At 62.6% G+C, this 24,271-nt stretch carries 16 protein-coding genes and 3 tRNA genes; 5 read left to right on the top strand and 14 right to left on the bottom strand.

What is annotated here, in order from left to right; all coding sequences use genetic code 11:
- Positions 1-28: 28 nt before the first annotated feature.
- The 3 genes from AC07X6_RS03030 to AC07X6_RS03020 form a co-directional block, all read right to left on the bottom strand.
- Entirely contained in the window at positions 29-679 is a 651-nt protein-coding gene (locus AC07X6_RS03030) for a TetR/AcrR family transcriptional regulator (RefSeq protein ID WP_494790064.1), read from the bottom strand.
- Between the two features lie 11 nt (positions 680-690).
- Positions 691-3,117: a membrane-bound PQQ-dependent dehydrogenase, glucose/quinate/shikimate family gene (locus AC07X6_RS03025; RefSeq protein ID WP_494790063.1), complete on the bottom strand. Its 2,427-nt coding sequence runs from the start codon at positions 3,115-3,117 to the stop codon at positions 691-693.
- 308 nt (positions 3,118-3,425) lie between these two features.
- Positions 3,426-4,472 (bottom strand): NAD(P)-dependent alcohol dehydrogenase, encoded by a 1,047-nt coding sequence (locus tag AC07X6_RS03020; RefSeq protein ID WP_230538132.1) that lies wholly within the window; start codon positions 4,470-4,472, stop codon positions 3,426-3,428.
- A gap of 173 nt (positions 4,473-4,645) precedes the next feature.
- On the opposite strand from AC07X6_RS03020, the gene AC07X6_RS03015 reads away from it, so the two are divergent.
- Positions 4,646-5,593 carry an AraC family transcriptional regulator gene (locus AC07X6_RS03015; protein WP_494790062.1) on the top strand — a complete coding sequence of 316 codons (948 nt, stop codon included), beginning with the start codon at positions 4,646-4,648 and terminating at the stop codon, positions 5,591-5,593.
- Here AC07X6_RS03015 and AC07X6_RS03010 read toward each other — a convergent pair.
- The gene (locus tag AC07X6_RS03010) at positions 5,575-9,147 is read right to left on the bottom strand and encodes a hydantoinase B/oxoprolinase family protein (RefSeq protein ID WP_494790061.1); all 3,573 of its coding nucleotides are present in this window, start codon (positions 9,145-9,147) and stop codon (positions 5,575-5,577) included. The two genes, AC07X6_RS03015 and AC07X6_RS03010, sit on opposite strands and share 19 nt — an antisense overlap.
- A 133-nt stretch (positions 9,148-9,280) precedes the next feature.
- Here AC07X6_RS03010 and AC07X6_RS03005 point away from each other — a divergent pair, with 133 nt between their 5' ends.
- A complete protein-coding gene (locus AC07X6_RS03005; protein WP_494790060.1) occupies positions 9,281-10,822 on the top strand; it encodes an NAD(P)H-hydrate dehydratase in 1,542 nt (513 codons plus the stop codon).
- A gap of 8 nt (positions 10,823-10,830) precedes the next feature.
- Here the strand turns inward: AC07X6_RS03005 and AC07X6_RS03000 are convergent, their stop codons facing one another.
- Positions 10,831-11,478 carry an ABC transporter ATP-binding protein gene (locus AC07X6_RS03000; RefSeq protein ID WP_070218863.1) on the bottom strand — a complete coding sequence of 216 codons (648 nt, stop codon included), beginning with the start codon at positions 11,476-11,478 and terminating at the stop codon, positions 10,831-10,833.
- Between the two features lie 133 nt (positions 11,479-11,611).
- On the opposite strand from AC07X6_RS03000, the gene AC07X6_RS02995 reads away from it, so the two are divergent.
- A complete protein-coding gene (locus tag AC07X6_RS02995) occupies positions 11,612-12,301 on the top strand; it encodes an arylesterase (RefSeq protein ID WP_494790059.1) in 690 nt (229 codons plus the stop codon).
- Between the two features lie 70 nt (positions 12,302-12,371).
- Here AC07X6_RS02995 and AC07X6_RS02990 read toward each other — a convergent pair whose 3' ends face one another.
- From AC07X6_RS02990 to tig, 8 genes are all read right to left on the bottom strand, one after another.
- Positions 12,372-14,297: a SurA N-terminal domain-containing protein gene (locus tag AC07X6_RS02990; RefSeq protein ID WP_494790058.1), complete on the bottom strand. Its 1,926-nt coding sequence runs from the start codon at positions 14,295-14,297 to the stop codon at positions 12,372-12,374.
- 411 nt (positions 14,298-14,708) lie between these two features.
- Positions 14,709-14,785, bottom strand: a tRNA-Asp gene (locus tag AC07X6_RS02985).
- 17 nt (positions 14,786-14,802) lie between these two features.
- Positions 14,803-14,879: transfer RNA gene (locus AC07X6_RS02980), tRNA-Asp, on the bottom strand.
- A 125-nt stretch (positions 14,880-15,004) separates the two neighbouring features.
- Positions 15,005-15,277 (bottom strand): HU family DNA-binding protein, encoded by a 273-nt coding sequence (locus tag AC07X6_RS02975; protein WP_010398442.1) that lies wholly within the window; start codon positions 15,275-15,277, stop codon positions 15,005-15,007.
- A 204-nt stretch (positions 15,278-15,481) separates the two neighbouring features.
- Positions 15,482-17,893: an endopeptidase La gene (lon, locus tag AC07X6_RS02970; protein ID WP_494790057.1), complete on the bottom strand. Its 2,412-nt coding sequence runs from the start codon at positions 17,891-17,893 to the stop codon at positions 15,482-15,484.
- A gap of 276 nt (positions 17,894-18,169) precedes the next feature.
- Positions 18,170-19,438: an ATP-dependent Clp protease ATP-binding subunit ClpX gene (clpX, locus tag AC07X6_RS02965; RefSeq protein ID WP_494790056.1), complete on the bottom strand. Its 1,269-nt coding sequence runs from the start codon at positions 19,436-19,438 to the stop codon at positions 18,170-18,172.
- A 199-nt stretch (positions 19,439-19,637) separates the two neighbouring features.
- Positions 19,638-20,255 (bottom strand): ATP-dependent Clp endopeptidase proteolytic subunit ClpP, encoded by a 618-nt coding sequence (gene clpP / locus AC07X6_RS02960; protein WP_369811567.1) that lies wholly within the window; start codon positions 20,253-20,255, stop codon positions 19,638-19,640.
- Between the two features lie 85 nt (positions 20,256-20,340).
- Positions 20,341-21,681, bottom strand: coding sequence for a trigger factor (tig, locus tag AC07X6_RS02955; protein WP_494790083.1), 1,341 nt, complete (start codon positions 21,679-21,681; stop codon positions 20,341-20,343).
- A 599-nt stretch (positions 21,682-22,280) separates the two neighbouring features.
- Here tig and AC07X6_RS02950 point away from each other — a divergent pair.
- Positions 22,281-22,463, top strand: coding sequence for a hypothetical protein (locus AC07X6_RS02950; RefSeq protein WP_230538138.1), 183 nt, complete (start codon positions 22,281-22,283; stop codon positions 22,461-22,463).
- A gap of 12 nt (positions 22,464-22,475) precedes the next feature.
- Positions 22,476-23,993 carry a hypothetical protein gene (locus tag AC07X6_RS02945; protein WP_494790055.1) on the top strand — a complete coding sequence of 506 codons (1,518 nt, stop codon included), beginning with the start codon at positions 22,476-22,478 and terminating at the stop codon, positions 23,991-23,993.
- A 65-nt stretch (positions 23,994-24,058) separates the two neighbouring features.
- Here AC07X6_RS02945 and AC07X6_RS02940 read toward each other — a convergent pair.
- Positions 24,059-24,141, bottom strand: a tRNA-Leu gene (locus tag AC07X6_RS02940).
- Positions 24,142-24,271 lie beyond the last annotated feature (130 nt).

Here is a 24,271-nt window from a genome sequence, read left to right as displayed (position 1 = left end):
GCCAACAGACTATTCCCGGATTATGGCCCTATCGGGCCGACTCCGCCCTGCGTTCCACCCGCGCCACCACCAGCTCGATCAGCTCCGCAATCAAGGGCCGGAACGTGGCGGCATCGCCGCCCTGTCCCAGCATGACGGTGCGCGTGGTCAGGTGTGAAAAGACGGCGTCGAACAGGATTTGCGGCAGGTTGGACAACGCGGTGTCGGGCGCGATACGGCCATGGGCGCGCTGCTGCTCCAGCAGGCGCAATATCAATGCGTGCCACACTTGCGGGCCGTGTTCGTACCAGGTCTGGCCCACGGCCGGCACGGCGGCCGCGCCCGTGACGACGAGGCGATAAAAGTCTACGTGGCGGGGGCTGGTGACGACGGCCACCAGTTCATCGAGGATCAGCTGCAAGCCCTGTTCCAGGCCGACCTGCGACGTATCGAGCCGGCGCAGCGCGATGATGAAGTCGGCGCACAGGTATTCCACCACGGCCACCAGCAGTTCCTGCTTGCTGCCGAAGTAGCGGTAGGCGGTGGCTTTCGAGCCGCCCGCCTCGGCCACGATGGCGTCCATGCTGACGCCGTCATAGCCGGAGGCGAGGAAGAGGTCCGCCGCCGCCACCAGCAGCTTGCGCCGCCGCTCCTCGCTTCGGGTACTCGGGGAAGCTGGAACGGTGCGCAACTGGGGCATGAAGCAAACTCTTACTGTGTCCTGGGAAGCGCGTATGCTATCACGTAATCTCCCCGGTCCGGACTCTGGCGGGCGCCGCCCGCCACCACCACCACGTACTGGCGGCCCGACGTGGGCGACACATACGTCATCGGCGTGCCTTGCGAACCGACGGGCATGCGCGCCTTCCATACTTCGCGGCCGGTGGCGATATCCATGGCACGCAGATAATAATCCTGCGTGCCCGCATAAAACACCAGGCCCGACGCCGTGCTCACGCCGCCGCCCAGGGTGGGCATGCCCAGCGGGATGGGCAGGCGCGCGCGCACGCCGTTAATGACGGCGTCCTGCACCGTGCCGGCCGGACGCTCCCACACTTTGGTGCGCGTTTTCAGGTCGATGGCGGCAAACACGCCCCACGGCGGGCTTTGGCAAGGTATGCCCAGCGGCGAATTGAAGGCCTTGTGGTCGATGACGAACGGCGTGCCATCCATCGGATAGGTGCTGCCCACGCCGTGGCCAGCCGTCAGCTTGGCCACGTCCACGGTGTCGCGCGGCACCAGCCTGACCACTTGCGGCATGCGGATATCGTTGACGAACATATAGCCATTGCTTTCATCGACGGCCGCGCCGCCCCAGTTGAAGCCGCCGTAGTAGCCCGGATAGATCAAGGTCTCGCGCGTACTCGGCGCCGTGAACTCGCCCTGGTAATTAAGCTTGCGGAAGCTGATGCGGCACGCCAGCTGGTCGAAGAAGGTGGCGCCCCACATATCGCGCTCCGTCAGCGTTTCCGCGCCGAGGGCCGGCATGCCGGTCGAATATGGCTGCGTTTTGGCCACCCAGTCGCCGGCCGCGTGCTCCTGCGGCACGGCTTTTTCCGTGACTTCGGCAATCGGCTTGCCCGTGCGGCGGTCCAGCATGAATATCTGGCCCCGCTTGGTCAGCTGCACCAGCGCGGGAATTTTTCCACCTTTGCCGTCCGGGACGTCGTACAGGGCCGGCTGCGCGGCCACGTCGTAATCCCAGATATCGTGATGCACGGTCTGATACGTCCAGCGTTCGCGGCCCGTGGCCATGTCGAGGGCGACGATGGCCGACGAATACTTCTCCGTCAGCGGCGGACGCTTGCCGCCCCAGAAATCGGGCTGCTCGTTCCCCGTCGGCAGGTAGACCAGGCCCAGTGCATCATCAAAAGCGGGCGCCGACCACATGTTCGGCGTGCTGCGCGTGTAGGTCTGCCCTTCCGGCGGCAGCTTCGTGATGGCGGGATTGCCGAGGTCCCAGGCCCATACCAGTTCACCCGTATCGGCACTGTAGGCGCGCACGACGCCCGACGGTTCATCGGTGGAGCGGCCGTCGAAGACCCAGCCGCCCAGGATGATCAGGTTACGCGCCACAGTCGGCGCGGAGGTGTAGGCGTAGTACGGCACGTTCATCTTGACCTTGCCCAGGCCGGCGGTGAGGTCGACGGAACCCTTGTCGCCGAAGCCTTCGCACTGCTTGCCCGTCTGCGCGTCGATCTGAATCAGGCGCGCATCCATGGTCACTTGCACGATGCGCCTGGCGCAGGCGCCCGCTTGCGGCGCGCCGGCCGCCTGCATGCCCTCGAACTGGAACGGCTTTGTCACTTTCGCCGGCTCGTAGTAGCCCACGCCGCGGCAGCGGTTCCACGTTTTGGTATTGACCGGCTTGGGATCGAAGATCCAGCGCTGCTTGCCCGTGTCCGCGTCGAGCGCGATGACCTTGCTGGTCGGCGTACACGTATAGATGGTATCGCCGATCTGCAGCGGCGTGTTTTGCGATTCGGACGCGCCTTCGGCCAGTTCGCCCGAGCGGTAGGTCCACGCCACTTGCAGCTGGTCGACGTTAGCCTTGTCGATCTGCGTGTACGGCGCGAAGCGCGTGCCCTTCGGCCCATTTGCATAATGCGCCCAATTGGCGCTGCCGTCATTGATCGCCGTCACGGCATCCTGCTGCGGCTGCGCGGTCGCTTCCGTCACGCCATGCGGCTTGAACATCGAGGCGAAACCGGCTGCCAGCACGACGGCGAACAGGGCCGCGAAACCGCGCGACTGCCCATTGTGCCTGCGACCGGCCAGCCACGGATGCAGCAAGGCGGCCACCAGGCCGATGACGAGGAACGGCGCCAGGCGCGGCACCATGGGCCAGAAGGCGAAGCCGGTTTCCCACACGGCCCAGACCAGGGTAGCGATGAGCAGCGCCGCGATGACGCCGCTGGCCAGCGGTTTGCGGCGCCAATACAGCACGCCGGCCAATAGCAAGCCGAGACCTGCCGGCAGGTAATACCAGGAACCGCCGAGGGTAATCAGTTCGATGCCGCCTGCCGCCAGGGCCAGGCCGGAAAAACCAAGAAAGATACCGAAAACCGTCAGGGCAAGCCGCTTGCCCCTGAAGACCGCCGGGATCGCCGGCGCGCCTTTATTTACTGAAGTGTCCATTTTTTATCCATGACGCCTCCCCTGCCCAGGCCAACACGCCGGGGATGGCTGATTTTTTAAATCTACGTAGTGAAACTGTACTGTACGGTTTCATTTTATGCCGATTTTTGACGCAAGGAAAGAAAAATTGATGCAGGAGCTTGATTTTTGGCGGGAATGGGGAAAGTCTGGCGAACCGAATCCGGTCCTGGCTTTTCGGGTAGCGTTCATGGAACGCTCGAAAAAGGCCCAGGGCTAGGCGCCGCGTCGAAGACAGTACGAATGTACGGCGAGACGCGGCAACAACGCCCTGGGCTTTTTCTCGAGCGTTACAAAGAGGCCATATCGATGACGAAGCGATAGCGCACATCGCTCTTGACCACGCGCTCGAACGCCTCATTGATATCCTGGATGCGGATGATCTCGATGTCCGACACGATATTGTGCTTGCCGCAGAAATCCAGCATTTCCTGGGTTTCCTTGATCGAGCCGATCATGGAGCCGGACAGGCTGCGGCGCGCGCCCACCAGGCCGAAGGCGTTCACGGGCGGCACGGCGCCGTCCGGGATGCCGACGATGACCATGTTGCCGTCCACTTTCAGCAGGTTGATGTACTGGTTCCAGTCGATGGAAGCGCCCACCGTGCAGATGATCAGATCAAACGTGCCGGCCAGTTTGCTGAACGTTTCCGCGTCATTGGTGGCGTAATAATGGTCGGCGCCCAGGCGCAGGCCGTCTTCGCGCTTCGACAGGGTCTGGCTCAGCACCGTCACTTCGGCGCCCATGGCGTGGGCGATCTTGACGCCCATGTGGCCCAGGCCGCCCATGCCCAGGATGGCGACCTGCTTGCCAGGACCGGCCTTCCAGTGGTTCAGCGGCGAATACAGGGTGATGCCGGCGCACAGCAGCGGCGCGGCCGCGTCCAGCGGCAGATTGTCGGGAATCGACAGCACATAGCCTTCCTTGACGACGATGCTGTCCGAGTAGCCGCCCTGCGTGGCCGTCTTGCCGTCCGCTTCCAGGCCGTTGTAGGTCTGGATCAGGCCTGGCATGTACTGTTCCAGGTCCACGTTGCGCGTCTTGCAAGTGGTGCAGGAATCGACGAAGCAGCCCACGCCCACGTGGTCGCCCACCTTGAACTTGCTCACATTGGCGCCGACGGCCGTGACGACGCCGGCGATTTCATGGCCGGGCACCATGGGGAAGGCGGCGCCGCCCCATTCGTCGCGCGCCTGGTGGATGTCGGAATGGCACACGCCGCAGTATTTGATCGAGATGGCCACGTCGTCTTCGCGCGGGGCGCGGCGCTCGAACGTGAACGGTTGCAGTGCGGAAGTCGGGCCGAATGCGGCGTAGCCTTTGGCGATGGTGGTCATGAAAACTCCTGTATCTATAGGTGTGTGGCGGGGAACGCGTGCCGTGCATGCGATTGCACAAGTGTGCCCCAGATGCCCGGTGTCCGTTACCGCGATCCTGCAAGACCTTTGCACGATCCTCCAAATCTGCGTAAGATCAAGCCCCGCCCTCCTCGCCTGACGCGTACTGCACCATGCCCGCACCAATTCCCCCGCAAGATGAAATCGCCGCCCTGATCAGCCGCCACGCGCCGCGCAACGGCGACTATGCGACGGCCATCGCCAACCTGACGTTCCACCGCCAGTCGTCCGTCACGGAATCGCTGTTCCATGCGGCGCGCCCCAGCGTGGCCATCATCGCGCAGGGCGCGAAAGACGTCACACTGGGCAGCGAAACCTTCCACTACAGCCGCATGCAGTACCTGCTGACGTCCGTCGACCTGCCGGTGCAGGTGCGCGTGGCGCAGGCGAGCGAAGAACAGCCGCATTTGTGCGTGGTGCTGGGCATCGACATCGCCGACGTGGCGGCGCTGCTCGACGGCGAAAGCGCAGCTGGCACGGGTGGCAGCGCGCAGCAGAAGATCCTGCCCGCCACGCGCGGCATTTCCGTCAGCGACGTGTCGCCCGAACTGCTCGACGCCATGCTGCGCCTCGTGCGCCTGCTCGACAAGCCGGGCGAAATCGCCGCGCTGGCGCCCCTGATCCGCCGCGAGCTGACGTATCGCCTGCTCAATGGCCCCGTGGGCGCGCGTTTGCGCCACATGGCGCTGGCCAGCAGCCAGTCGCACCAGGTGGCGCAAGCCATCGACTGGATCAGGCACCATTACGCGCAGCCGCTGCGCATCGAGCACCTGGCCGGCATGGCGAACATGAGCATGTCGTCGCTGCACCACCACTTCAAGGCGATTACGGCCATGACGCCGATGCAGTACCAGAAGCTGCTGCGCCTGCAGGAAGCGCGGCGCTTGATGCTGGTCGAGCAGATCGACGCCGGCACGGCCGGCTACCGCGTCGGCTACGCCAGCGAATCGCAGTTCAGCCGCGAATACAGCCGCCAGTTCGGCCGCGCCCCCATGCGCGACGTGGGCCAGGTGCGGGCGCAGCTGAGCGGCGCCGGCACGGCTTACTCCAACTTGCCGTAACCGCCCCCGCCCGGCGTCTCGATGACGAACACGTCGCCGGGGCACATATCGGTCTTGCCGATGTGCGCCAGCTGTTCCACCGTGCCGTCCACGCGCTCGACGTAGTTGCGCCCCAGCGCGCCCGCCTCGCCGCCATCCATGCCGAACGGGGGAATAATGCGGTTGTTCGACAAAATCGCCGCCGTCATGGGTTCCAGAAAGCGCACGCGGCGCACGCCGCCATTGCCGCCATGCCAGCGCCCCGCCCCGCCGGAACCGGCACGGATGCTGTAGCTGTCCAGCCGCACGGGAAAGCGCCATTCCAGAATTTCCGGGTCCGTCAGGCGCGAATTGGTCATGTTCGTCTGCACCACGTCCGTGCCGTCGAAACCGGGACCGGCGCCCGATCCGCCCGAAATCGTCTCGTAGTACTGGTATTTCTCGCTGCCGAACGTGAAATTGTTCATCGTGCCCTGCGAGGCGGCCATCGCGCCCAGCGCGCCGTACAGGGCGTTGGTGATGCAGGTCGAGGTTTCCACGTTGCCCGACACAACGGAGGCCGGGTACTGCGGATTGAGCATGGAGCCGGGCGGGATGATCACGGTCAAAGGCTTCAGACAGCCCGCGTTCAGCGGAATCTCGTCGTCGACCAGGGTGCGGAACACGTACAGCACGGCCGCCATGCAGACGGCGGACGGCGCATTGAAATTGTTCGGCAGCTGGGCGGACGTGCCCGTGAAGTCGATGACGGCGCTGCGTGCGGCCACGTCGACCGAAACCGCCACCTTGATCTGCGCGCCGTTGTCCAGGTTCAGCGCGTAGCTGCCATCCTTCAGGGTGGTGATGACCCGGCGCACGGCTTCCTCGGCGTTGTCCTGCACATGGCCCATGTAGGCTTGCACGACCTCGATGCCGAAATGCGCCACCATCTTGCGCAGCTCTTCCGCCCCCTTCTGGTTGGCCGCCACCTGGGCGCGCAAATCGGCCACATTCTGCTGCGGGTTGCGCGCCGACCAGCTGGCGCCCGCCAGCAGGGCCAGGGTTGCATCTTCGCGCATCGTGCCCGTGGCGCCGTCGACCAGCTTGAAATTGTCGATCAACACACCCTCTTCCTCGATGCGCGTGGAGTCGGGCGGCATCGAGCCTGGTGTCGTGCCGCCGATGTCCGCATGGTGGCCGCGCGAACCCACGTAAAACAGGATGGCAGCGCCGTTTTCGTCAAACACGGGAGAAATCACCGTCACGTCGGGCAAGTGCGTGCCGCCGTGGTACGGGTCGTTCAGCATGAAGACGTCGCCGGGCCGCATGGCGCCCGCATTGCGCGTCATGACGGTGCGGATGCTCTCGCCCATCGAGCCCAGGTGCACGGGCATGTGCGGCGCGTTGGCAATCAAATGGCCTTGGGCGTCGAAGATGGCGCAGCTGAAATCGAGCCGCTCCTTGATGTTGACGGAATGGGCCGTATTCTGCAGGCGCAGGCCCATCTGCTCTGCGATCGACATGAACAGATTATTGAAAATTTCCAGCATGACGGGATCGGCATTCGTCCCGATGGCGACACGCTCCGGCACGGCGACGACTCTGCGCAAGATCAAATGGCCGTGCGCCGTCACTTCCGCGCGCCAGCCCGGTTCGATCACGGTGGTGGCGTTGGCGTCGCTGACGATGGCCGGGCCATCGATGGCGTCGCCGGGACGCAGGCTGTCCGCCCCATACAGGCCGCTGTCGCGCCATGCTCCGGCGCAGTACATGGCCACCGTCTGCACGGGCACCAGTGCGCCTTCACGGGACGCATACGCGGGCGCGGCCGGTTCCGGCGCATCGGAGGCGCCGATGGCTTCCACGGAAATGGCTTCGACGATCAGCGCGCGCGCCGGCATCAGGAACGAAAAGCGCTTTTTGTACGCCGCTTCGAACTGCGCCTGCATGCCGGCCAGCGTATCGGACAGCACGATGAGGGCCGTATCCGTGCCTTCATAGCGCAGGTGCACGCGGTGCACGAGCGCGATGCGCTCCCCCGCCACGCCCTGGCGCAGCAAGTCGCGCCGCGCCAGTTCGCCCAAGGCCGCGAAATCGCCCGCCAGGTCCACGCCCAGTGCCGCTTCGATGGCCCGCTCGCGCATGGCGCTCTGGTCGGCCAGGCCCATGCCGTAGGCCGACATCACGCCCGCCAGGCTGTGGATGAAGACCGTGCGCATGCCCAGCGCGTCGGCCACCAGGCAGGCGTGCTGGCCGCCCGCGCCGCCAAAGCTGGTGAGCGCATATTCGGTGACGTCGTGCCCCCGCTGCACGGAAATCTGCTTGATGGCGTTGGCCATATTGCCCACGGCGATGGCGACATAGCCTTCGGCCACCTGCTCCGGCGTCGAGTTCACCGTGCGCGCCAGGGCCTCAAACTGGGTACGCACGGTGGCCGCGTCCAGCGCCTCATCGGCGCCGGGGCCGAAGACACGGGGGAAGAAGGCGGGCTGCAGCTTGCCCAGCATGACGTTGCAGTCGGTGACGGCCAGCGGGCCGCCGCGCCGGTAGCTGGCGGGGCCGGGATTGGCGCCGGCGCTGTCCGGCCCCACCTTGTAGCGGGCGCCGTCGAAATGCAGGATGGAGCCGCCGCCCGCCGCCACCGTGTGGATGCTCATCATCGGTGCGCGCATGCGCACGCCGGCGATCTGCGTCTCGAACACGCGCTCGAATTCGCCCGCGTAATGCGACACGTCGGTGGACGTGCCGCCCATGTCGAAGCCGATGACCTTGTCGAAACCGGCCAGCGCGCTGGCCCGCACCATGCCGACGATGCCGCCCGCGGGGCCGGACAGGATGCTGTCCTTGCCCTGGAAGGCGCGCGCATCCGTCAAGCCGCCGTTCGACTGCATGAATTGCAGGTGCACGCCGGGCAGCTCCATCGCCAGCTGGTCGACGTAGCGGCGCAGGATGGGAGACAGGTAGGCGTCGACCACCGTGGTGTCGCCGCGCGCCACCAGTTTCATCATGGGGCTGACCTCGTGCGACACGGACACCTGCGTAAAACCGGCCGCGCGCGCCAGCTGCGCCAGCCGCGCCTCGTGCGCGTGATGGCGGTAGCCGTGCATCAGCACGATGGCGATGGCGCGCATGCCGCGCGCGTAAGCCTGTTCCAGCGCGGCCCGGGCGGCCGTCTCGTCGAGCGGCGTGACCACCTCGCCATGGGCGCCCATGCGTTCATTGATCTCGATCACGTCGCCGTACAGCAGTTCGGGCAAAATGATCTGGCGCGCAAACAGCTGCGGGCGGTTCTGGTAGGCGATGCGCAAGGCGTCGCGGAAACCCCGCGTGATGGCCAGCACGGTCGGCTCGCCCTTGCGTTCGAGCAGCGCATTGGTGGCCACCGTCGTGCCCATCTTGATGGCCCCCACCTGCTCCACGGGCAGCGGCGCGCCGGGCGCAAGGCCCATCAGCTGGCGCATGCCGGCCAGCGCCGCGTCGCGGTACTGGCCCGGGTTTTCCGACAGCAGCTTGTGCGTGGCCAGGCTGCCGTCAGGACGGCGCGCCACGATGTCCGTAAAGGTGCCGCCCCGGTCGATCCAGAATTGCCAGTCCATCGTCCTGCCCCCCAGTCTTAAGCGAGATGGCTATTGTAGCCGCCAAACAGGGACGCGTTTCAGGCGTGCGCGCCTTGCCTTTCGCCCGCTTCGGCCTTATGTTGAAGACATGCTGACTAACGGAACACGCGCCATGACACTGATCGACTCCGCAACACCGCTGTACGCCATCGCCGAACTGCGCGCCATCGAACAAGCCGCCCTGCGCGACCTGCCGCAAGGGCTGCTGATGCAGCGCGCGGGCCAGGCCGCCGCCAGTGCCGCCCTGAAGCTGCTGCACGGGCAGGAAGACGGCGACGCGGGCCACCGGCGCGTGCTGGTGCTGGCCGGCCCCGGCGACAATGGCGGCGATGCGCTGGAAGCGGCCGCGCACCTGGCCGGCAGTGGCACCGAGGTGCTGATATGGCTGGCGCCCGAGGCGCAAGCCACCTCGCCCGAACGCGAACAGGCCCTGAGCCGCGCCCGCAACAGCGCCGCGCGCTTCATGGACGCGGCAACGTCCATGGCGTCGGCCGCCGTGGGCGCGGCGCCCTGGCACCTCGTCATCGATGGCCTGTTCGGCATCGGCGCCTCGCGCCCCCTGGATGGCGAATGCCGCGACATGGCGCAGCTGGTCAACAATCTCGATTGCCCCGTGCTGGCGCTCGACGTGCCCAGCGGCCTGCATGCGGACACGGGCGCCATCGACGGCGTCGCCATCCGCGCCACGCATACGCTCACCTTCATCGGCGACAAGCCGGGCCTGCACACGGCAAATGGCCGCGACTATGCGGGTGAAGTGGAAGTGGCGGCGCTGGCCATCGACCCATCGCTGCTGCCGCCCGCCAGGGCCCAGCTGGGCGGCCTGCACCTGTTCGCCCGCCAGTTGCAGCCGCGCCGGCAGAACACGCACAAGGGCAGCTACGGCAGCGTGGCTGTCATCGGCGGCGCGCAAGGCATGGCGGGCGCGCCCATCCTGGCGGCCCGCACGGCCCTGCATGCGGGCGCGGGAAGAGTGTACATCGCCTTTCCCGACGCGCCGCCCGCCTTCGACAGCGGCCAGCCGGAACTGATGTGCCGCCGCGCGCAGGACGTGGATTTCTCGGGCCTGCACTTTGCCGCGCTCGTGGCGGGGCCGGGCCTGGGCGACGACGTCGATACGGTGGAGCTGCTGCAGCGCACGTTCGAGAGCGACAGCCCCCTGCTGCTCGACGCCGATGCGCTGAACCTGATGGCGGCCGAGCCGGAGCTGCAATCGGCGCTGGCCGTGCGCACGGGCGCGGGAGCGACGATCCTGACCCCGCATCCGCTGGAGGCGGCGCGCCTGCTCGACCTGACGGTGGCCGAGGTGCAGGCCGACCGCCTGGGCGCGGCGCGCCAGCTGGCGGCGCAGCTGGGCGTGATCGTGGTACTCAAGGGTTCGGGCACGGTGATCGCCGCGCCCGATGGCAGCGTCGTCGTCAACAACACGGGCGGCCCCGCGCTGGCGACGGCCGGCACGGGTGACGTGCTGTCCGGCCTGTGCGGCAGCCTGCTGGCGCAGGGCTGGCCGGAATGGGAAGCGGCGCTCGGCGCCGTGTGGCTGCACGGCGCGGCGGCGGACGCGCTGGTGGCGGCAGGCAGCGGCCCTATCGGCTTGACGGCGGGGGAATTGATACCGGCGATACGCAGGTTGATCAATGCCTTGTCGGCATAGTTAAAACGCTATACCAGCCGCCCTGCGGCAATCGTAATCGTCCGGCCGCAACGGGCCGCGATCGAGCTGTCATGCGTGACGAGCACCAGGGTCGAGCCCCGTTCGCGGTTCAGCTCGAACATCAGCTGGATCACGGCTTCGCCGGTGGCGGCGTCCAGGCTGCCCGTCGGCTCGTCGGCGAACAGCAGCGGCGGCTCCGTGACGAACGCGCGCGCCAGGGCCACGCGCTGCTGCTCGCCGCCGGACAGGTATTTCGGATAATGTTTCAGGCGGCTGCCCAGGTTGACTCTGCCCAGCATGGCTTGCGCCTTTTCCTTCGCGTCCGGGTCGCCGCGCAATTCCAGCGGCAGCATGACGTTTTCCAGCGCCGTCAGGTGGGCCAGCAGCTGGAAGGACTGGAACACGAAACCGAGCTTTTCCTTGCGGAAACCGGCACGGCCGTCTTCATCGAGGGCGAAGATATCGGTACCATCGAGTACCACCTTGCCGTCGCTGGGCGTGTCCAGGCCCGCCAGCAAACCCAGCAACGTCGACTTGCCGGAACCGGAGGCGCCGACGATGGCCAGCGTCTCCGCCGTTTGCACGGTAAAATCGACTTGATGCAGGATGGTCAGCTCGCCATCGGCATCGGGTACGCGCTTGGCCAGCTGAACCACTTCGATGGCTGGCCGGGCATTTTGGCTGTTTTGACTGTTTTGGCTGTTGCTTGCGGCGGGCCGCTGGTCCGCTCGCCGTGCGGCTGTCTCTGACGGGAGAAAACTGGTGGAAGTCGCTTTAGGGAATTCGGGCATGCTGATCTATCTTAAAAAATTTCGTGAACAAATAAGTATCCAGGACGCCAACCGCGCACGGCGGCGCACCCTGTCCTTGCTTCCTGCGGCAGCCCTGCTCCTGGTGTCAGGCATGTCGAACGCCTATTCTGCACCAAAAACGCTGCTGGTGCTCGGCGATAGTCTCTCGGCCGAGTATGGACTGGCACGCGGCACGGGCTGGGTGGCGCTGCTGGAACAGCGGCTGGCCGCGCAGCAGAACGACACGCGCATCGTCAACGCCAGCATCAGCGGCGAGACCACGAGCGGCGGCCGCGCCCGCCTGCCGGCCCTGCTGACCAAGCACCAGCCCGACGTCGTGCTGATCGAACTGGGCGCCAACGACGGCTTGCGCGGCTTGCCTGTGGCGGCCGCCGAAGCGAATCTGCGCGCCATGGGCGACGCCGTGAAAAAGACGGGGGCGCAAGTGGTGCTGGTGGGCATGCGCATGCCGCCCAACTATGGCCGCGCCTACGGCGAGCAGTTTTATGGCGTGTACGGCAAGCTGGCAAAGGAATGGAAGGCGCCGCTCGTGCCCTTCATGTTCGAAGGCATCGCCGACCAGCCGCAGCTGTTCCAGGCCGACCGCATGCACCCGAACGCCAAGGCGCATCCGACCATCCTGAAAAACATCTGGCCGCAACTGGCGCCGTTGCTGAAAGCCAAGTAAGCCTGTCGATTCAGCAGACAAAAAAAATAGCCGCTCGAAAGCGGCTATTTTTATGCGTGGAAACTAAATCTTACGGCGCTTCCGGCGCTGCGGCGGCTGGGGCGGTGACCGGTTTGACGATCTTCACCTTGGCCTTGGCTTTCAGGTATTCGACGTAATCGAACATTTCCTGTTGTGCCAGGATGCCGCTGATCTGGTCTTTCTCTTGCTGGCGACGCGCCGCGTCCACTTGCGCCGGCTGCTGCACCTTGGCGATGCGGTAGATGCCGTAGCCCAGGGCTGGCAAGTCCACGCCCACATAGGCTGGCAGCTTGCTCGTGTCCGCCTTCATGACTTGCGCGATGGCGGCGCGGTTGATGCCGTCCAGCTTGCTGCGCGATACCCATTGGGCGGCGCCGAAACCGGTCGCGTCGCCCGAAGCCTTCAAGGCGGCCAGCTTGGTCTCGCCCGCTTTCTTGGCCAGCTTTTCCGCTTCTTCCAGCGTCACGCGCTGACGGATCATCGCTTCGACTTCGGCCAGCGGACGCTTCGAGGCGGGCTTGAATTCCACCACGCGGCCGGCGATCAGCACGTTCGGCGCGACGGTGACGGCTTCCGTGTTGCGCTTGTCCTTCAGCGAGTCGTTCGAGAAGATGGCGGACAGGAACTTGGCGTTGTTGAACGGCGCCTTGCCCAGTGCCGGCGACGGCGTGCGCGACAGGTTGGCGGCGGTTTCCACTTTCAGCTTCAGCTTGTCGGCCACCGGTTTCAGGCTGTCCGATTGCTCGTACACGGTATTGGTGAAGGTTTCCGCCATTTCCGAATATTTCTTGGCAGCAAATTGCTTGCGCAGGTCGGCCGTGATTTCGCCGCGCACTTCGTCCAGCGCACGCACGTGCTGTGGCTTGAGCGAGGTGACGGTCAGGATGTGGTAACCGAAATCGGAAGCGACGACGTCGCTGATTTCGCCTTGCTTGAGCTTGCTGACGGCGCTCAGCAGCGGTGCCGGCAAGCCATCCTTGCCGATCTCGCCCAGGTCGCCGCCCTGCTCGGCGGATGCCGGGTCTTCCGACTTGGCCTTGGCTACGGCGGCAAAGCTGGCAGGCGTTTTGCGCACGTCAGCCAGGATGGCTTCCGCCTTGGCCTTCGCGGCTGCCTTGTCGGCGGCCGAGGCGTCTTTCTTGACGGCTACCAGGATGTGGCTGGCCTGGCGCGCTTCTGGCGTCGTGTAGGCTTTCTGGTTCTTCGCGTAGTAGGCGGTCACGTCGGCGTCGCTGACGTCGACTTGCTCGCCGGCAGCGCTGTCGTCCAGCACGACGTATTCGATCTTCGCTTGTTCCGGGATTTCGAAGAACTTGCTGTTCTTGTCATAGAAAGCCTTGATCATGGCGTCCGTCACTTTGACTTCCGGCACGTACTGGGCGATCGGCAGCAGCAATTCCTGCACTTCACGCTCTTCCGAGGTAATGTCGGACAGGCGCTTGGAGACGGTGTTCGGCGCGAAGGCCGTGCCTTGCACGGCGCCGGCCAGTTGCTGCAGGGCCAGGTCGCTGCGGCGGCGCGCATCGTACATCTGCGGCGTCATGCCTTGGGCAGCCAGCATGGCCTTGTAGCGTTCCAGGTCGAATTTACCGTCCGGCAAGGTCAAGCCTGGAATTTCCAGCACTTCCTTTTGCAGCACGGCATCGCTGATGACCAGGTGGCTACGGCCCACTTCGGCAGCCACGGCGCGCTCGGCGATCAGGTTGTCGAGGATGCTCTGGCGCGCTTCCGGCGTATCGAACATTTTCTGGTCGAACTGCTCGCCCATCATCTGGCGGTAGCGGTCGATCTGCTGGCGTTGCGCTTCTTCATATTGCTGCTGCGTAACGACCTGGTCGCCGACCTTGGCGATGGTGTTCGCGCCGTCGCCGAAGCTTTGGTAGCCGCTGATACCGACCAGTGCAAAAGACGGGACGATGACCAGCATCAAGAGAAACTGCATCAAGCGTCGATGGGTACGAATAAATTCAAACATGGTCAGCCAATTCGGGATGAGTGGATCACTATAAAAAAAGGCGAACATGCGTTCGCCTTGATTTCTTCGGCGGAATGGACGGGACAGATGTCCACTTCCCCTTTAGATTCAACAACTTGGCGCTGGAACTAAAGCAGGATTCTGACGCCCAAGCCATTATCTCCTGATTCTACAATGCCCATAGCGCTATAGCAAGGGTAAATCAGGGCGCGCGCCCTGCCCTGGCGCCGCAGGGACGGCAAGGCGCCGGATCCGGGCATTTAACCCGGCGCAGCTTAAAGGGGATTTAAACGCAGGTGTTTTTATTCAAAACGGCAGGAAGGGATTTTAGAATGCAGGTGCGCCGAGATAATCGGTCGCTGAAAAAGAAAAACCCGCGCTACTTATTCAGCAGCGCGGGCTTCTATATTCTGGCGGAGCGGACGGGACTCGAACCCGCGACCCCCGACGTGACAGGCCGGTATTCTAACCAACTGAACTACCACTCCTTAAGAGCGTATTTTTTTGGCGGAGCGGACGGGACTCGAACCCGCGACCTCCGACGTGACAGGCCGGCATTCTAACCAACTGAACTACCACTCCGAAAAATACACAGTACTGCTTGCATTTGTATCCAGGGCTGTTATTCGAAGAACCTCAACCCTGAAATCGCGGCACCCGGAGGCGCCGCCAAATGTTTCCGGTGATTGTCACCTCACCGAAGTCCGTTAGTTTACAGCATCCTTCAAAGCTTTACCAGCTTTAAATTTTGGAACTTTTGCTGCTTCGATCGTGATCGCTTCTTTGGTACGCGGATTGCGGCCGGTACGTTCAGCGCGTTCGCTGACCGAGAAAGTGCCAAAACCAACCAGCGTCACGCTGTCGTTGTTTTTCAAAGTTTCCGTCACGCCGCCGATAACAGCGTCGAGTGCGCGCGCAGCGGCGGCTTTGGAAATGTCAGCTTTTTCAGCAATGTGGTCGATCAATTCAGTCTTGTTCACTAGCATCCCCAATTACAAAGGTATAAAACGTTTACCGTATCGTTGCGGCACTTTTGGCACCACAGCTGTCCGGCGAAAAAAATGTGCAGGCGTATTAAACAAGCCACACTGTATATGTGTCAAGCGCTTTGGGGGCGCAATTCACGTTTCAATATAAAACAAGCGCTCTAAAAGCGCTTGTTTGGGGAAAACAGGGGTAAAACGTTAGTGTTTTACCACCTCGCCAGCCGCATCAGGCTTCGCCGCGGCGGCCGTGACAGCCTCCACCGCAGCCACTTCAGCCAGTGCTTCCGGCATGCGTTCGAGGGCGATTTCCAGCACTTTGTCGATCCAGCGTACGGGAACGATCTCCAGTTTGTTCTTGACGTTGTCCGGAATTTCGGCAAGGTCTTTCACATTCTGCTCTGGAATCAGGACCGTCTTGATGCCGCCGCGATGGGCCGCCAGCAGCTTTTCTTTCAAGCCGCCGATCGGCAACACTTCGCCGCGCAAGGTGATCTCGCCCGTCATCGCCACATCGGCGCGCACGGGGATGCCCGTGAAGACCGACACCATCGCCACCGTCATGGCCGCGCCAGCCGAAGGACCGTCCTTCGGTGTCGCGCCTTCCGGCACGTGGATGTGGATGTCGCTCTTCTCGAACACGTCCGCCTTGATGCCCAGGCGCTGTGCCCGGCTGCGCACCACCGTGCGGGCTGCCTCGATCGACTCTTTCATGACGTCGCCGAGGGTACCCGTGCGGATGATGCCGCCCTTGCCCGGCATCGACACGGCTTCGATGGTCAGCAGATCGCCGCCCACTTCCGTCCATGCCAGACCGACCACCTGGCCCACCTGGTTTTCTTTCTCTGCGACACCGAAATCGTAGCGGCGCACGCCGAGGAATTTATCCAGGTTCTTCGAGTTGACGATGACTTTCTTGTCGGATTTCTTCAGCAGCAGCATCTTGACCACCTTGCGGCAGATCTTCGACACTTCACGCTCGAGCGAACGCACACCGGCTTCGCGCGTGTAGTAGCGGATGATGTCGCGCAGGGCCGACTCGGCCACCGAAATTTCGTCTTCCTTCAAGCCATTGTTCTTGATCTGCTTCGGCAACAGGTAACGCTGCGCGATGCTGGTCTTTTCATCTTCCGTGTACCCGGACAAACGGATCACTTCCATGCGGTCAAGCAAGGCCGGCGGAATATTGTACGAGTTCGACGTGGCCACGAACATCACGTCAGACAAGTCAAAATCGACTTCGATGTAATGGTCGGAGAACGTGTGGTTCTGTTCCGGGTCCAGCACCTCCAGCAGGGCCGACGACGGATCGCCACGGAAATCGGCGCCCATCTTGTCGACTTCATCGAGCAGGAACAAGGGATTGCGCACGCCGACTTTCGACAGCGATTGCAAGATCTTGCCCGGCATCGAGCCGATGTAGGTGCGGCGGTGGCCGCGGATCTCGGCTTCGTCGCGCACGCCGCCCAGGGCCATGCGCACGAACTTGCGGTTCGTCGCGCGGGCGATGGACTGGCCCAGCGAGGTCTTGCCCACGCCCGGAGGACCGACGAAGCACAGGATAGGCGCTTTCAGCTTGTCGACGCGCTGTTGCACCGCGAGATATTCCAGGATGCGTTCCTTGACCTTGTCGAGGCCGTAGTGGTCGCCTTCGAGCACTTTTTCCGCATTCGACAGGTCATTGTTGACCTTGGATTTCTTTTTCCAAGGCAAGTTGACCAGGGTGTCGATGTAGTTGCGCACGACGGTAGCTTCGGCCGACATCGGCGACATCAGTTTCAGCTTCTTCAGCTCGTTGGTGGCCTTGTCGAGCGCTTCCTTCGGCATTTTGGCCGAAGCGACTTTTTTCTCCAGCTCGTCGAGGTCGGCGCCATCTTCGCCCTCGCCCAATTCTTTCTGGATCGCCTTGACTTGCTCGTTCAGGTAGTACTCGCGCTGCGACTTTTCCATCTGGCGCTTCACGCGGCCACGGATGCGCTTTTCCACCTGCAGGATGTCGAGCTCGCCTTCGAGCTGGCCCAGCAGGTGCTCGAGGCGCTTGGCCACGCTGAAAATTTCCAGGATGACTTGTTTTTGCTCAAGCTTCAGGGGCAGATGCGCGGCCACCGTGTCGGCCAGGCGGCCGGCATCGTCGATACCCGACAGCGAAGCAAGGATTTCCGGCGGGATCTTTTTGTTCAGTTTGACGTACTGGTCGAACTGCTGCACGATCGCGCGGCGCATGGCTTCGACTTCCGACTCGTCGCCCGGCTCGGACTCGAGCGGCGTCAGGTCGGCGATGAAGTGCGTCGGCGCATCGCTGATGTGGTTGATACGGGCACGCTGCGCGCCTTCGACCAGCACCTTGACGGTGCCATCGGGCAGCTTCAGCATTTGCAGAATATTGGCAACGCAGCCAATTTCATAGATATCCGAAGGAGACGGCTCGTCCTTCGCGGCTGCTTTTTGAGCGGCAAGCATGATGCTCTTGCCCTGCTCCATCGCAGCTTCCAGCGCCTTGATCGACTTTGGACGGCCAACGAACAGCGGTATCACCATATGCGGGAAAACGACGACATCCCGCAACGGCAATAACGGCAGTTGAGTTTGCTCAGTTAATTTGGAAGTTGTCATGGCGTACCTTATAGAAAGCGTGTTTACGATGTTGGCGCTCGCTGCCAAAACACAAGACCGGCGAGAATAAATAATTCTGTGAAACAAACATTTTTCTGTCTATTTCGCAAAACACACCCGCATGACGGTAATAAATGCAGTTTTCACAGTAAAAAAGCCACGCGCAGCTAAGCGCCGCGAGTGGCTTTCCGATTGAAGCCTGCACTCATTGATTTAAATTGTACTGCCATGCTTTAAGGAATCAAAACCCTTTTTATGCATTTGTCTCAGCAGTAATCAATTTTCTCCGGAGGCCTTGGCAGTCTCTTGATAAATCAATAAAGGTTTGGCGCCACTGGTGATGGTATTTTCGTCGATGACGACCTTCACCACATTTTGTTCGCTCGGCAGTTCGTACATGACGTCCAGCAAAGCATGTTCCAGGATGGAACGCAGGCCACGGGCACCGGTCTTGCGCGCCAGCGCCTTGCGGGCGATGGCATGCAGGGCGGCCGGACGAATCTCCAGTTCCGCGCCTTCCATCTCCAGCAGCTTCGAATACTGCTTGATCAGCGCATTCTTCGGCTCGACGAGGATCTGGATCAGCGCCTCTTCCGTCAATTCCGCCAGGGTGGCGATGACGGGCAGACGGCCCACCAGTTCCGGGATCAGGCCGAACTTGACCAGGTCTTCCGGTTCCGCTTGCAGCATCAGTTCGCTGGCCGAGCTTTGCGACTTGCTGCGCACGGTGGCCGAGAAGCCGATGCCGCTCTTTTCGGAACGGTTGGCGATCACTTTCGACAGGCCGTCGAAGGCGCCGCCGCAGATGAACATGATGTTGGTCGTGTCGATCTGCACGAAATCCTGGTTCGGGTGCTTGCGGCCGCCTTGTGGCGGCACGGAAGCCATCGTGCCTTCGATGAGCTTGAGCAAGGCTTGCTGCACGCCCTCGCCCGACACGTCGCGCGTGATGGACGGATTGTCGGACTTGCGCGAAATCTTGTCGATTTCATCGATGTAGACGATGCCGCGCTGGGCTTTCTCGACGTCATAGTTGCAGCTTTGCAGCAACTTCTGGATGATGTTTTCCACGTCTTCGCCCACGTAACCGGCTTCGGTCAGGGTGGTGGCGTCGGCGATCACGAACGGCACGTTGAGCATGCGCGCCAGGGTCTGTGCCAGCAGGGTCTTGCCCGAGCCGGTAGGACCGACCAGCAAGATGTTGCTCTTGGCCAGTTCGATGTCGTCTTTCTTGCCCAGGTGCTTGAGGCGCTTGTAATGGTTGTACACCGCCACCGACAGGATGCGCTTGGCAGTCTGCTGGCCGATCACGTACTGATCGAGCAAGGCGGCAATTTCTTGCGGCGTCGGCAGGTCGGATTTGGTACCGGTCACCGTCTCGATGCTCAACGTTTCATCACGGATGATGTCGTTGCACAGGTCGATGCACTCGTCGCAAATGAACACGGACGGGCCGGCGATGAGTTTCTTCACCTCGTGCTGGCTTTTGCCGCAGAACGAGCAATACAGTAATTTTTCGCCGCTAGAGGATTTTTTGTCTGACATAAGGCATTTTGGTTGGAACTGCATTAACAATATTGCAAAATCGCAAGCCGGAGTGAGGTAGTTGCCGGAAAGGCAGCTACCCATGGTGCAAGTCAACAACGTGCACAAGCTCCATGCTACCCGAAATAAAAGCGAAACGCCCGAACGTTTGATCGCCCGGGCGTTTACTTACGTACTTAGCAATACCGGTAGGGGCTCATCAAGCGCGGCTGGTCAACACTTTGTCGATCAAACCATACTCAACGGCCTCGTCGGCGGACATGAAACGGTCGCGGTCGGTGTCCTTGGCGATCTGTTCGATCGTCTGGCCCGTGCGCTCGGCCATGATGCCGTTCAAGCGGGTGCGCAGGTAAAGGATTTCCTTCGCCTGGATCTCGATATCGGACGCCATGCCTTGCGAACCACCGGACGGCTGGTGAATCATGATGCGCGAGTTCGGCAGCGAGAAACGCTTGCCCTTGGCGCCAGCGGCCAGCAGGAAAGCGCCCATCGAGGCAGCCATGCCCGTGCACAGGGTCGAGACGTCCGGCTTGATGAACTGCATGGTGTCGTAGATGGCCATGCCGGCCGAGACCGAACCACCTGGCGAGTTGATGTAGAGCGAGATTTCCTTTTCCGGATTTTCGCTTTCCAGGAACAGCAGCTGGGCGACAACCAGGTTGGCCATCTGGTCATTGACCGGGCCGACCATGAAAATCAAGCGTTCCTTCAGCAGGCGCGAGTAAATATCATACGAGCGCTCGCCGCGACCGCTTTGTTCCACCACCATCGGCACCAGGCCGAGCATCTCTGTGTCCAGCGCCGGATTACGGTTCATACCTGTCATTTCATTTCCTTGTGAAGCAGTTAGAGGGCGCCGCCCCGGCCTTGCGGCCGGGAGCGGCATCCGGATACCAACTGGTTTACGCTTGTGCGTTGCTTCCCATCAGTTCGTCGAAAGCAACTGCTTTCGTCGTGACTTTCGACAGGCCCAACACGTAAGTGACGACGTTTTCTTCCAATACAAGGGCTTCGATCTCACCCAGACGACGACGGTCGCTGTAGTAGTACTTCAGCACTTCGCGTGGATCTTCGTAGCTTTGGGCGAAATCTTCGATTTGCGCCTTGACTTGCTCAGGCGTAGCCTGCAGCTTGTTGTCGCCTACCAGCTGCGACAGGATCAGGCCCAGGCGTACGCGACGCTCGGCTTTTTCCGCGAACAGTTCTGCTGGGAAAGGCACGTCCTTGACGTTCATGCCGCGCTGCGCCATGTCCTGGCGGGTCATTTCGGCCAGACGCTCGGAATCCTGAGCGATCAGCGTTTTTGGCACGTCCAGCTCAGCAACTTTGATCAGCGCGTCCATGACGGCTTCCTTGTTGCGTGCTTTCACGCGGCCAGCGACTTCGCGCTGCAGGTTGACTTTGATGTCTTCGCGCATTTTGGCCAGGTCGCCATCGGCAACGCCCAGGGACTTTGCGAATTCGGCATCGACTTCCGGCAGGTGCGCCCATTCCAGCTTTTGCAGCGTGATGGTGAACGAAGCGGTTTTGCCGGCAACGTCTTTACCGTGGTAGTCCTCTGGGAACGACAATGGGAAAGTCTTGGACTCGCCCACTTTCAGGCCCAGGGTCGCTGCTTCGAATTCCGGCAGCATGCGGCCTTCGCCCAGCACGAAAGCGTAGCCTTCAGCTTTGCCGCCTGGGAATTCAACGCCGTCGATCGAGCCGACGAAGTCGACGGTCACGCGGTCGCCGTTGGCAGCGATCGGCTCGCCGCCGTCGCCGTGTTCGCCAGCTTCGCCCTTGGTGTGGAAGTGCACGCGCTGCTTGCGCAGAATGTCGATGGTCTTGTCGATTTCGGCTTCCGACACGTCGGCTTGCACGGTTTCGATTTCAACGGCCGTCAGGTCGCCGATGGCGACTTCCGGATACACTTCGAACGTTGCGTCGAAAGCCAGCTGGCCTTCGGCTGCTTCTTCTTTCGGCACGATGTTCGGGAAACCGGCCACGCGCAGATTGTTTTCGTTGGCGGCGTCGTTGAACGCGCGGCCGACTTTGTCATTCAGCACTTCCGATTCAATTTGGTAGCCGTATTGTGCTGCGACCATTTTCAACGGCACTTTGCCCGGACGGAAGCCCGGTGCCTTAGCCGTACGGGCTTGCACTTTCAGGCGCTTCTCAACTTCCGTGCGGACGTCCGTCAGCGGGAAGGAGATCGTGATACGACGTTCGAGTTTGCCCAAGGTTTCGACTGCAGTTGCCATGTAAAAAATCGTCCAAAAAATAAACACTGTTGGTGCGAGAAAAGAAGACCCGACCCCTTGCGCCATCGCTGACGGCAAGACATGGGTCCAGCTTCACTCGCTCGCATATTCATCTGTAAAAGCACTGCAAGCAGGACAATGGACCTGGTCTACCCGGCTGAGGGAAAACCCGCACCAGGCACCAAACAATCCGCCGCTTCCAGTACTGCGACAGGGCTCCGAGCGTCCAGCCCCGCTTCTCAGTAAATGCAGGGCCGGCCATCATTCGGTAAAGCGTGGCATTATAACAAAGGACTTCGGGAAAGTGGCTGGCTTTGCAGCCCGGCCACAGAGGATACCAGCGGCGGCGAACGAGTCGCTACAGCCTGGGTGGCCCTGTCTTTACTCTTGCCCCGGCATTCTTTATTTCGCCAGAGACAGGCTTTCCAGCCTGCTTCGTTCATTAGTATATGCGAACTGTCGCCCCGTCCGAAACAAAGAAATGCGCTCTTGGCGAAGATTTCGGCCAAAAAACCTTTGATTTACCTCAATTTGGCCATTTTTCAGGCAAACCTAAGCCGCTTCGCCCCTCTCCAAGTGCATTTAATGGAGAAAACATCATGAGCGATAGCGCACCCGGCGGTTCCAGCAACGCCAAAGCCAAGCTGCAAATGGTCCTCAGCCGCCTGCTCGACGGCGTAACAGATGACGACCTGCAAAAAATCCAGACGGAAGTTGATGAAATGGAATTGCGCATGAAGGGCGATGGTCACCACGACCACGACCACCCCACCGTCGCCTGACCCGGCCGCGCCGTGCAGCCCGTTCACAGCTTGCGCGCCGCACCAGCGGACACCGGCGTGCTGGGCGCCGTGGAAACGGCACTGGTGACCCACCGTGCCTTTGGCGACAGCGGCTACATCCGCGACCAGCTGGCCGTCGCCTACCGGCGGCGGCTGCACAAACTGGGCCACAGCCTGCCCGAGGCGGAAAGCCTGGCTCGCCAGCTCGATGCGGCGCCGCCCGCGCGCCAGCGCCAGTTGCTGGGCGACACGGTGCTGCGCTGCGCCGTCCAGCACGCCATGCGCCAGTTGCACCTGGGCGACGACTACGGCTTGCCCCTGCCGCAATGCGCGGCGCTGTTCCAGGCGGCGGGCGAGCACTTGCGCGCGGGCTTGCCCGGCGGGCCGCTGGTGGCCCATCTGCCGCCTTTGGCCCGGCTGCACGACGAGGGCGGCCCGCAGAGCGAGGACACCTATATATGGCATGCCTGGCAGGAAGGCACGCCATATGCGCGCGCCTTTCTTGCCGTAATGGAAGATAACTATGGCGCGCCGCTGGCCACGCCCACGCCGCAGGAACGGGTTCTGCTGCGCCGCGGCCTGCACCTGCTGGAAACCCTGCTGCCCCGTCTGACGGCCAGCGCGCTGTCTCACGTGCAATTGATCGCCCTGTTTCCCAAGCTGGGCACGTGGCGCGGCAAGGCATCGATTTCGCAATTCCGCGTCAATGGCAGCGTGTTCCTGAACCAGGAACTGATCGGCAATCCCTGGTGGCTGGCCGAGCACTTGCTGCACGAGTCGCTGCACCAGAAGCTGTACGACTTCCGCCACGGCCATAGTCTGCTGGCCCCCGACTATGCGCGCGACGATGGCGCCAGGGTCTGCTCGCTATGGAATGCGCCCGATGACGACAATAATCACTATTGGGATGCCCACCGCACCCTGGCCGCCTTCCACGTGTACGTCCATCTGGCCTTGCTGTGCCTGCAGGCCGAGCGGCAGGAAGCAACGCTGGCGCCCCGGTACGGCCCCATCGGCCAGCACATGAGTGGCAGCCGGCGCGCCATCGACCGCGCCCGCTACCTGGGCGAACAATTGCACAGCACTACCTGGCCGGAGCTGGGACTGGCCGGACGCCAGATGACGCGCTGGCTGCTGGACGTACTCGATGCGCTCGACACGCAACGGCGGCCTGCCGGCGCCACCCTGCACCTGCTGCTCGACCTGTACGAACGCCAGAGCCGCAAGCTCGACACGTTTCTCCTGCAGCAGCCGCCACCGCGCAGCGGCGCGCTGGCCGCGCTGGCGGAGCAAGAGCTGGCAATGACGCGGCAGGCGCTGCACATGCTGGACCGGGAACTGCCGCCTGCGCCCACGGCGCAGGAGCACGACTGGCCGCAGGCGCGGCAGCGCGTCTTGCAGGCACTCTGGCCGCTGACCGCGGATGAAACACTGATGAGTAATACTGGCTACCCGCAGGCGCAGGCGCTGATCATGCGGATGGTGCAACAGTCGAGCAGGCAACTGGCGGCACTGGGCGCACTGGGATGATACATTGAGGGGAAATCAGGGAAAATCTTGATGGTGCTGCACGTCCGGGCTGGAACAACCCGGATTGGTGCGGATGGGGAGACTCGAACTCCCAAGCCGAAGCACTGGCTTCTAAGACCAGCGTGTCTACCAATTCCACCACATCCGCATTTTGTACTACTTTGTGCTACTTGCCACCGGCTGCCGCCCCTGATTTTAACAACTCGGGAGCGATCTGGCTACCGCGGACTCATTGAGCAAGCCCGGAGCAAGCGCTCGGTAAAGCAAAGGCGGCATTC

Source organism: Janthinobacterium sp. GW460-12-1-14-LB5, assembly GCF_059423585.1.
The sequence above is the reverse complement of the archived record's forward strand: the minus strand, read 5'-3'. Positions and strand labels throughout refer to the sequence as shown.